Origin of the sequence: Streptomyces sp. NPDC006430 (assembly GCF_040612395.1) — a bacterium.
GTDB lineage: Bacteria > Actinomycetota > Actinomycetes > Streptomycetales > Streptomycetaceae > Streptomyces.
On record NZ_JBEXQA010000070.1, the window covers coordinates 1 to 9,653 of the forward strand.

Genomic DNA, 9,653 nt, shown 5'->3' on the forward strand with positions numbered 1-9,653 from the left:
GACAGGTCGTTCCCGAACGACGCCGTCTCCGACGTGAAACGATCACCGGTGAGCTGCATGCCGTCACCCGAGTCACCCGCAAAACGAATGATCACTCGGTCGAGGCGGCGCACTTCCTTCGGCCCTGTCCCACTCTCGCTGGGGACGGCGTCGGTGACAACGGACATGGGTGGGTTCACCTGATACCTCGGAGGATGCCCGGTCTCGCGGCCGGGGAGGACTCGGACTCCTGCGGAGCAGGGGGCTGGGGGCAAGGGCAAGGGCAAGGGCAAGGGCAGCTTGGCGGGCCGGGGTCGCGTCAGACTCGACTGCCTCCTGAGTCAACCGTTTCGCACGGGCCGTGGGTACCCCTGTAGGGGTGGGGCTCGCAAGGGCGTCGAGATGCGCTCGACGGTCGGTGGAGGGTCGGTGGACCACCGGCGGGGCGCGTGCGCGGCCGTGGTCCTGCGATCGGCAGCCGGCGCGGTATTCGGTCATTGCGGGGCGGGTCGGTTTCGCGGGCTGATTTCCGGTGATGTCCGGGTCGGGCGCACAGGGGGGAGCCGATGCGTGGTCCGATCTCCCGATATCCGGGGTGCCGTTTGGCCGGATCTGCCGGTCCGGTGCGGGTTCGGGCCCCCTATATCCGTAAGGGCCGCTTTCCACCTCCGTAGGGGTTACGTGGAAACTGCCACCCCAGAGTGCGTTGTTGACCATGGATCAGTACGGAATTCACCCATAGTTTGAGAGGTCCTCGATCGGCTGCAGCGCCGGCACTTCTGGGATCCCGGCAATGGAGGTGTCCGTGCGTGTCCGACCGGCACCGGGGGTGGTTGCCGCCTTCGTGGATGCGGACGGCTACCTGGAACTGCGAGCGGATTCGCTGGCCGGACCGGGCCGTTTCCGGTGCGGCCCGGTGGGAACCGCCATGTGGATCGCGCTGCGCCGCCACGACGGTGATGCGGAAGTCGCCGCGCAGGTCCTCGCCGAGTTGTGGGGCACGGATCCGGAGAACGCGCGGGCCGATCTGGACATCTGGATCGACGAAATGCGCGATGCCGGGCTCCTACGCGTCCTGCCCGCACCCTGAGCCGCTTCGGAGCGGGTCTCCGGCTGAGCTCGACCTGCCCTGTAGGGCCGCGCCCCATCCTGACCCGGGTTAGGGGTGGACCTTCAACGGCGGGGGCGGCTATGACGTTAGCGAGCGGGACGTCGGAGATCGACATTCTGGAGAGAGCACTAACCGACTGTGTGGCGGGACGGTCCCGGATCGTCCTGATCGAGGGCGGCACGGGGTGCGGCAAGAGTGCCCTGATCTCCCATGTCGTCGAGCAGGCGGTCGCGTCCGCGGCGACGGTCCTCTACGCCGTCGCGACGCCCGAGGAGCAGCAGGTGCCGTTGGGCGTGCTGCGCCAGCTGGTCAACGGGGAGGAGTCCTTCGCCCTGCCGCAGCCGTCCGGCGGGGCGGTGGTGCCCTCGCGCGTCGGAGCGATGCAGGCGTTCTGCACGGAGCTGCGCGAGCTGAGCCTGGACAGTCCGGTCGTGGTGTGCGTCGACGACGTCCAGCACGCCGACCGCGAGTCCTTGCAGTACGTGCAGTACCTGGCCCGGCACGCGCGCGGCGCGGCGGTCCTCGTCGTGGTCGCCGGCGCGCTGCACGCCCAGGCGCAGGATCCGGCGTTCAGTACCGAATTGATGCGCCAGCCCCAGTTCCGCCGGGTCCGGCTGGGTCTGCTGACCGTGGACGAGGTGGCTGCCGTACGGGGTTCCCGGGACGGAGCTGCCGAGTTGCACCGGATCAGCGGTGGCAACCCGCTGCTGCTGCGCGCCCTCTGCGAGGAGACGACGGACGCGGAGCCGCTGGTACTCGAACCGGGCGGCCCCTTCGCCCAGGCCGTCGCGACCTGCTTGTGCCGGACGGGTCCGGACGCGCTCGGGCTGGCCCGCGCGGTGGCGGTGCTCGGCGAGCAGGCGTCCGCGGAACGGGTCACCCGGCTGCTCGGCCTGGACGGGCCCGCCGCCCGGCGGGGGCTGGCCGCGCTGGAGGCATCGGGACTGCTGAACGGCGTACGGTTCCGCCACCCGGCGGCGCGGGCCGCCGCCGTGGAGGAGTGCGGTACGGCGGCCCTGGCCGCCCTGCACCGTCAGGCGGCCCGGGTGCTGCGCGAGGACGGGGGTCCGGCGACCGCGGTGGCCGAGCACCTGCTCGCCGCCTGCCCGGCGGGCGGGCCCTGGGACGGTGATCCGGCGGACGTGGCGCTGCTGCGTGACGCCGCGGAGGAGCTGTTGGTGCGCAACGAGGCCCGGCAGGCGGCGCGGCTGCTGGAACTGGCCCTCCGGGCCGGGCCCGGGGCCCCGCTGCACGGCGGTGTTCGGATGCGGCTGGCCCAGATCACCGCCCGCTTCGATCCTGCTGCGGCCGAGCGGCAGGTGGGCGAGCTGGTGGCGGCGCGGCGAGCGGGTGCGCTGGACGCCGAGCAGGTGCAGCCGCTGGCCGGGCTGCTGCTGGCGCACGGGCAGCTGGCGGAGGCGGCAGCCCTACTGGCCTCCGGCACGGGCACGGGTACGGGCACCGGCACGGGTACGGGCACAGGGACGGGTACCGGCACGGGTGAGCCGGTCCTCTCTCCGCTGGACACCCTGGTGGACACGCCCGCGGCGGTCAGTGAGCGGCTGCTCCAGTCGGCGCGGCTGACCGACGCCACGGTGGCGCCACTGGCCCAGGCCGTACGGTCGCTGATCACCTCGGACCATCCCGAGCGGGCGGTGCCGTGGAGCCGGGAGCTGTTGGAAGAGGCCCACTGCTGCCAGGCTCCCGGCTGGAGCGCGCTGTTCGCCGCCCTGTACGCCGAGGCGCTGCTGCGGATGGGCAACCTGCGCGGTGCGCACGCGCAGGCGACCGCGGCCCTGCAGGCACTGCCCGAGCGCGGCGGCAGCTTCCCCTGTGCGCCGACCGCGGTGCTGATCCGGGCCTGCACGGCCATGGGGCGGTTCACCGAGGCCTCCCGGCTCGCCGACCGGCAGGTGCCCGGGTCCCAGCTGACCAGTCTGCACGGGCTGGCGTTCCTCCGGGCCCGGGGCCTGCACCGGCTGGCGGTAAATCAGCCGCACGCCGCGCTCGCGGACTTCCTGGCGGTGGGGCAGCTGATGGAGGCCCGGCGGATGGACCGGCCGGCGTTGGTGCCGTGGCGCACGGACGCCGCGGAGGCGCTGCTACGGCTGGGCGACGAGCAGCAGGCCGAGCAGCTCGTACTGGAGCAGTTGGCCCTGCCCGACGCACCTCGGCCGTGGGTACGGGGGATCTCGCTGCGGATGCGGGCCCTGACCGGGGATCCCAAGAAGCGGACCGCGGTGCTGGGCCAGGCCGTCGACGAGCTGCACCGTTCGGGTGACCGGGTGGAGACGGCGCGGGCCATGGCCGACCTGGGGCGGGCCCTACAGGCGGACGGTTCGCCGTCCAAGGGCAATGCGATGACCCGGATGGCGTGGAACCTGGCCAAGGAATCGGAAGCCGTGGCGTTGTGCCGGGAGATCCTGCCGGACGCGCCGCTGACGGCTCCGGCGGCGCGGGACCGGGCGCCGGCCGGGGCGGGTACGAAACACACGGCGACGAAGCTGAGCAGTTCGGAGCAGCGGGTGGCGACGCTGGCCGCCCAGGGACTGACCAACCGGGAGATCTCGGCGAAGCTCTACCTGACGGTGAGCACCGTCGAACAGCATCTGACGCGGGTCTACCGCAAGCTACAGATCACCTCGCGCGGGGACCTGCCGATGGGGCTGGAGCCGGTGAGCCGTACGGCCGTCTGACGACCGCGCCGACGGCCGCTACGACGGCCGCGTCCCCGAACGAGCCCCCGGACGAGCCCCCGGACGGGGACGTGTCCGGGGGGCGCCGTCCCGTCCGGGCGGGGGCTCAGCCGCGGCGGGAGCGCGGGGCGAGGAGCTCCGCGGCCCGGGCGCTCAGCACGGGGCGGTCCACCTTGCGGTTGGAGTTGAGCGGGAACTCGGGGACGTGTACGAAGCGGCGGGGCAGCATGCCGTGCGGCAGGACCTCGCGCAGGTTCCGGGCGAGCTCCGCCGCCGGGCGGACCTCGCCGGTGTAGAAGACGACGAGTTCGGTGGAACCGTCCACGGGCCGGGCGACGGTCACCACGTCCTCCACGCCCTCGCAGGCGCGCAGCGCGTGGTCGATCTCGGCGAGCTCGACCCGCCAGCCCTGGACCTGGACCTGGGAGTCCAGCCGGCCGAGGTAGATCAGGTCCCCGCCGGGCAGCCGGCGGACCCGGTCCCCGGTGCGGTACCAGAGGCGGCCGTCACGCTCGACGAACCGGCCCCGGTCGTCCTCGGGGTCGAGGTAACCGGTGGCCATCTGAGGTCCGGTGATCAGCAGTTCGCCCTCGGTGGGGGTCTCGGCGCCGGCCTCGTCGAGCAGGACGTGGTCGTGGCCGGCGTGGACGGCCCCGATCGGGACGAGCCCGTTGACCGCCCGGTCGGGAGAGGTCTGCGGGTCCCAGCGGTACGCGGTGACGGTGATGGTGAGTTCGGTCGGCCCGTAGATGTTCTCCAGCGTGGACGCGGGGGCGGCGGCCTGCCAGTCGGCGGCGTCCTGGCAGCGCAGTGCCTCGCCGGCGAAGAAGCTCCAGCGCAGCGTCGGCAGCGCGCCGGGGGCCAGGCCTCCCATGCGGCGTACGAGGCCGATGGCACTGGGCGTGGAGAACCATACGGTGATCCCGCGCCGCGCGAGGTGGGCCGGCATGTCCAGGTAGGCGCTGGGCGGTACGACGTCGACGACCCCGCCCGCACCCCAGGCGCAGAACAGGTCGAACATCGCGCAGTCGAAGTTCAGGTCGAAGGTCTGCGTGAAGACGTCGTCGGGTGTGAAGCCGTAGCGGGCGTCGCTGAGTTCGAAGTAGTGGTGGAGGCTGCCGTGGCTGATCGGCACGCCCTTGGGGCGCCCCGTGGAGCCGGAGGTGAACAACATGTACGCGACGTCATCGGCACCGACCTCGCGCGGCTCGACGAGGGCCTGCGCCGGATCGGGGTGGGCAACCGGTAGGTCCAGCTCGCCGAGGGTCTCGCCGAGGGCCGCACGGCCCTGGTCGTCGACGATCAGGGCCGCCGCGCCGGACAGTTCGAGCATGCGGCGGGTGCGGACGGCGGGGAAGTCGGGGTGCAGCGGGACGACGGTGGCGCCCGCGTACAGTGCGCCGAGTATGCCGGCGTACGCGGTGACGCTCTTGCCCGCGAGGACGCCGACGACCTTCGCCGAGCCGACCGAGCCGGCCCAGGTCAGGGCCTGCTCGTGCAGCTCCCGGTAGGTGACGGACTCGGAGCCCATGCGCAGGGCCGGACCGTCCGGGGACAGCGCCAGGCCTCGCCGGAAGCGCTCGTACACGGCGGGCCGCTCGTTCTCAGACATGTCTTCACTCCGGAGAGGTGTATTGGTTTCTTCGCGAGTTAGGGGTCCGGCCGGGGTTCCCCGGGCCGCGCCGTCGGTCCTAGCGTCACGTTCTTGGGAAACGACGACCAACACAGCGGAAAGACTGGGGTCACCATGGGCTGGGACAACACATTCGAGGAACTGCTCCGGGAGTACGTGCCGTTCCTCGGCGCGGACGAGCCGCTCGAAGCCGACACCGATCTGCGGGGCGTGGGCCTGGACTCCCTCGGCGTGGTCGAACTGTTGGGCTCTCTGGAGCAGGCGTACGACGTCCGGTTCGTGGACGAGGCGCTGTCCCTCGACACCTTCGCCACCCCGGCGGTGCTGTGGGAGCAGCTCACGAAGATGTCGGAGGGGGCCAGCCACTGACCCGTCGGCGCCGCGGCCGCGGCCGACCGCCCTCAGGCGGCGGCCGCGGTCCGGCGTCGTGGGCGCATGACCAGTCGGGGGTTGACCGGTACGACCCGGAAGTTCCGTGTCGCCGCCCCCACCCGGCTGAACAGGCCGTCCTGCCCGGCGACGTACAGCACGCCCGTGCCCTGGTCACGCAGCGAGGCGAGTACGCCCGGCCAGTCGACGGGACGGACACAGCCGTCGAGCAGCAGGTCCCGCACCCCCTCGCCCGTCGTCAGCAGCGCCCCGTCGTGGTCGGCGACCACGGGCAGGTGCGGGTCGTGGAAGACGAGCCCTTCCATGACCTCCTCCTCGACCCGGCGGCGCAGCCCGCCGAAGGCCGGTGAGTGCAGCGGGGGTGCCATCACGTACAGCGGCATCCCGCCGAGGGCGCGCAGCCGCTGCTGGAGCCATTCCAGCCGGGACGTGCGCAGGGTGAGCATCGCGAAGTCCTCGTCCACGACACAGGTGATGTCGTGCCACTCGCCCTGCTCGTCGAGCTCGGCGAGCACCTCGTCCAGCTTCGCGCGCGGGGTGCGGGCGAAGGACTGGGTGGCGACCTCCTCGGGGTGCTCGTCGGCGAAGTACGCGTCGAGGGTGCGGGCGAACCGAGCGGTGAAGCGGAGGCCGTCGGCGAACGACAGCGCCCCGGAGTGCACGGCGGCGGTCTTCTCGCCGAAACTCAGTCCCGTGCAGAAGGCCGGCCGGTCCTCGAACTCGTTCTCGGCCCACTGGGCGAGGGCGAGGCAGTTCACGAAGAACGCGAGCTGGGCGTACTTCGAGTAGTCGCCCTCGGCGGCCTTGAACCGCTCGTAGAGCGAGTAGCCCAGTACCTCGTCGGCCTCCGCGAACAGCTTTCGGGCGAACGGGTTGACCAGCATGAACTTGGCGACCTCGGCGAACGGGACGGGTCCCATGCCGGGGAAGACCAGGGCGCTGCCCGAACGGTCAGTGACGTCCATGACCCACCGTCTCCTTCGTACGCGCGCCGCCCGCGGTCCCGTCGGCCAGGGAGCCGAGGAAGTCCCGCATGACCTGCTGGAACAGCTCCGGCTCCTCAAGGTGCGGCAGGTGGCTGGACTCCTCGAAGATCTCCCACCGGACGTCCCCGGGGATCAGGTCCTGGAACGGCTGGACCGTCGCCGGGGTCGCCTCGTCGTACCGTCCGGAGATGAGCAGGGTCGGCACCTCGACCTGCGGGCAGTAGTCGGTGACCGACCAGTCCTTGAGCGTGCCGTTGACGTGGAACTCGCTCGGGCCGTTCATCGCGTAGTAGACCGTGGGGTCGTTGTAGACCTCGTAGAACGAGGCCAGGTAGTCCCGCGGCCACGGCTTGAGGCGGCACACGTGCTTCTCGTAGAACGGGCGCATCGCGTGGTGGTACTCGTCGCTGTCCGTGGTGCCCGCGGCCTCGTGGCGCAGCAGCGTCTCGTTGACGCCGGGCGGCAGATCGGCGCGCAGCCGCTTCGCCTCCTCCAGCCACAGCGGGTAGGACGCCGGGGCGTTGGCGATGACGAGGCCGCGCAGGCCGGCGGGCCGGCCGGCCGCGAACTTGGTGACGAGGAGACCGCCCCAGGACTGCCCGAACAGCACGTAGTCGTCGATGCCGAGCTGCTTCAGCAGGTTGTCGAGCTCGTCGGCGAAGAGGTCGGGGGTCCAGAAGTCCGGCCCCTTGTCGGGCAGGTGGGTGGAGCCGCCGTTGCCCAGCTGGTCGTAGAGGACGACCGGGCCGGTGTGCTCCGCCAGCTGCGTCAGGTTCTTCAGGTAGTCGTGGGTGCTGCCGGGTCCGCCGTGGACGACGACGAGCGCGGGCTGCTCCGACTGGAGGTCACCGGTGACCTGGTACCAGGTCCGGTACGGGCCGAAGGGCACGGTGCCTTTGGGTTTGATTGCCACCGTCGTCTCACATCGCTTTCTGGGTCTGGTCGGCGGTCTGTACGGCGTCGAGGGTGTGGGTGGTGTCGGCGGTCTCGGCGAGGAGCCACTCCTCCAGCACTCGGGCGGTGTCGTCCGCACGCTCCTCGACGATCGTGAAGTGGTTGGCCCGGACGGGGCGCAGCGTGTGGGTGGGCTCCCAGGGCTCGGCCTTGCCCTGGACGAGCTCGGGCGAGGGGTCGTCACCGTCCGGCACGAACGACTGCGTGCACTGGACGAACAGGACCGGCGCCCCGACCTTCTCCAGCTCCAGGTTCGGTACGAGCTCCACCCAGCGCCCCATGGCGGAGAGCCGCGTGCTGTCGAACACCCCGAAGGCCGCTTCCTTGTCGAACATGCCGAGCGCCAGGTCGTCCATGGGGACGCCCTCGCTCTCGCCGTCGTGCACGTTGTAGGTGTCGAGCAGGACCACGCCGTGCGGGCGCACTCCGTGCTCGCGCTCCAGGTGCCCGGCCGTGGCGTAGGCGAGGGTGCCGCCCGAGGAGTAGCCGATCAGGACGAACGGCTCGCCGCCGGCCGCCTCCAGGACGGTGCGCGCCAGGCCCTCGACCGCCGCCTGCGGCGTGGCCGGAAGGCTTTCGCTCGCGTCGAAGCCGAGGATCGGCAGGGCGGAAACCTTCCGCTTGCCCTGGAGGTGGGAGACGAGGCGCGCGTGCTGGTAGGCCCCGCCGGTCGCCATCGGCGTGTTGACGAAGATCAGGTGCGGTCCTTCCGCACCGTCGGCCAGCCGGGCCGCGGCCGGTACGCGCTCCAGCTCGGCCGCCGATCCGAAGGACGGCCGGACGGCCGCCGCCGCGCGCAGCAGGTCGAAGCCCTTGTCCGCGTGACCGGCGACCACGGCTCCGTGGAACAGATCGCGCAGGGTCTCCCCCGCGCCCCGGGCCGATGACGTGGCACCGGGAGCAGGGGCGCCGGGGGTCCCGTCGCCGGCGGTGCCGGTGACGCTGCCGGTGTCCGTCGTACGCGGTCCCTGCTCGGCGTACTCGGCCAGGAGCACCTTCGCGAGCTGGGCCGGGCTGTGGCTGTCGAACACCACCATGGGTGACAGCCGGAGCCCGGTGTCCTTCATGAGGGCGTTGCGCAGCTCCATGGCGCTGAGCGAGTCGAATCCGGACTCCAGGAAGCCCCGCTCGACGTCGATGGCGGTGGGGCTGCTGTGCCCTAGGAGGTGGGCGGCGCGCTTCTGTACGAGCTCGCGCAGCGCCGCGTCCTGTTCGGCCTCCGGCGCCTGGCCGATCCGGAGCCAGATGAGCTCCGTCTCGGCGCTCTTGGCTCCGGCCGTGCGGCGCTGGGTGGTGACGGTGGCGGGCCGCAGGAGGGCGGGGAGCCGCTCGGCACGTGCCCGGAGTGCGGTGCGGTTGATGTGGAGGGGGACGGTGGCGGGCCGGCCGCAGGCGTACGCGGTGTCGAAGAGGGCGAGGGCCTCCTCGGCCCGCAGCGGCGGAAGGCCCTGCCGCTCCATCCGCTTCACATCGGTCTCGGTGATGAGCTGGCCCATGCCCGTCCCGGCCCACAGGCCGTAGGCCAGGGACTGGGCCGCGAGGCCCTGGGCGTGGCGGTACGCCGCAAGGGCGTCCAGGAAGGTGTTCGCCGCCGCATAGTTCGCCTGCCCGGCAGCAAGCGTGAGACCACCAGCCGAGGAGATCAACGCGAACAAGGACAGGTCCAGGTGCCGGGTCTGCTCGTGCAGATACCAGGCGGCATCCGCCTTCGGCGCCAACACCCGATCCAAACGCTCAACATCCATGGCCGCGATCAACCCGTTGTCACCCGTACCCGCCGCATGCACGAGCCCGATCAACGGGTGCTCGACCGGAACCGACGCCAACAACCCAGCGACGTTCGCCGGATCAGCCACATCACAAGCCGTGATCGTGACCTCGGCACCCAGACCCGAGAGCTCCGC

At 71.8% G+C, this 9,653-nt stretch carries 7 protein-coding genes; 3 read left to right on the forward strand and 4 right to left on the reverse strand.

Annotation, left to right across the window (positions count from 1 at the left end; translation table 11 throughout):
* The first annotated feature begins 784 nt into the window (after window positions 1-784).
* Both ABZZ20_RS36280 and ABZZ20_RS36285 read left to right on the forward strand, forming a co-directional pair.
* Window positions 785-1,069, forward strand: coding sequence for a PqqD family protein (locus ABZZ20_RS36280; RefSeq protein WP_356877227.1), 285 nt, complete (start codon window positions 785-787; stop codon window positions 1,067-1,069).
* Between the two features lie 101 nt (window positions 1,070-1,170).
* Window positions 1,171-3,786, forward strand: a complete 2,616-nt coding sequence (locus ABZZ20_RS36285) for an AAA family ATPase (RefSeq protein ID WP_356877229.1) — start codon at window positions 1,171-1,173, stop codon at window positions 3,784-3,786.
* A 106-nt stretch (window positions 3,787-3,892) separates the two neighbouring features.
* On the opposite strand, the gene ABZZ20_RS36290 is transcribed toward ABZZ20_RS36285, so the two are convergent.
* On the reverse strand, window positions 3,893-5,398 hold the full coding sequence (locus ABZZ20_RS36290; RefSeq protein ID WP_356877231.1) for an AMP-binding protein: 1,506 nt from the start codon (window positions 5,396-5,398) through the stop codon (window positions 3,893-3,895).
* 135 nt (window positions 5,399-5,533) lie between these two features.
* On the opposite strand from ABZZ20_RS36290, the gene ABZZ20_RS36295 reads away from it, so the two are divergent.
* Complete coding sequence (locus tag ABZZ20_RS36295; protein WP_356877239.1) at window positions 5,534-5,788, forward strand: acyl carrier protein; 255 nt, start codon at window positions 5,534-5,536, stop codon at window positions 5,786-5,788.
* Between the two features lie 32 nt (window positions 5,789-5,820).
* Here ABZZ20_RS36295 and ABZZ20_RS36300 read toward each other — a convergent pair whose 3' ends face one another.
* The 3 genes from ABZZ20_RS36300 to ABZZ20_RS36310 form a co-directional block, all read right to left on the reverse strand.
* The gene (locus tag ABZZ20_RS36300) at window positions 5,821-6,774 is read right to left on the reverse strand and encodes an ACP S-malonyltransferase (RefSeq protein WP_356877233.1); all 954 of its coding nucleotides are present in this window, start codon (window positions 6,772-6,774) and stop codon (window positions 5,821-5,823) included.
* On the reverse strand, window positions 6,761-7,708 hold the full coding sequence (locus ABZZ20_RS36305) for a proline iminopeptidase-family hydrolase (protein WP_356877235.1): 948 nt from the start codon (window positions 7,706-7,708) through the stop codon (window positions 6,761-6,763). Before ABZZ20_RS36305 ends, ABZZ20_RS36300 begins: the two co-directional genes overlap by 14 nt.
* Window positions 7,709-7,715: 7 nt before the next feature.
* Window positions 7,716-9,653: KR domain-containing protein (locus ABZZ20_RS36310; RefSeq protein WP_356877237.1), on the reverse strand; the 1,938-nt coding region annotated here is incomplete at its 5' end.

Excerpts from the sequence above, each read along its gene's own strand:
- ABZZ20_RS36295 (WP_356877239.1), top strand. The coding sequence starts at position 5,534 with ATGGGCTGGGACAACACATTCGAGGAACTGCTCCGGGAGTACGTGCCG.
- ABZZ20_RS36285 (WP_356877229.1), top strand. The coding sequence starts at position 1,171 with ATGACGTTAGCGAGCGGGACGTCGGAGATCGACATTCTGGAGAGAGCA.
- ABZZ20_RS36300 (WP_356877233.1), bottom strand. The coding sequence starts at position 6,774 with ATGGACGTCACTGACCGTTCGGGCAGCGCCCTGGTCTTCCCCGGCATG.
- ABZZ20_RS36290 (WP_356877231.1), bottom strand. The coding sequence starts at position 5,398 with ATGTCTGAGAACGAGCGGCCCGCCGTGTACGAGCGCTTCCGGCGAGGC.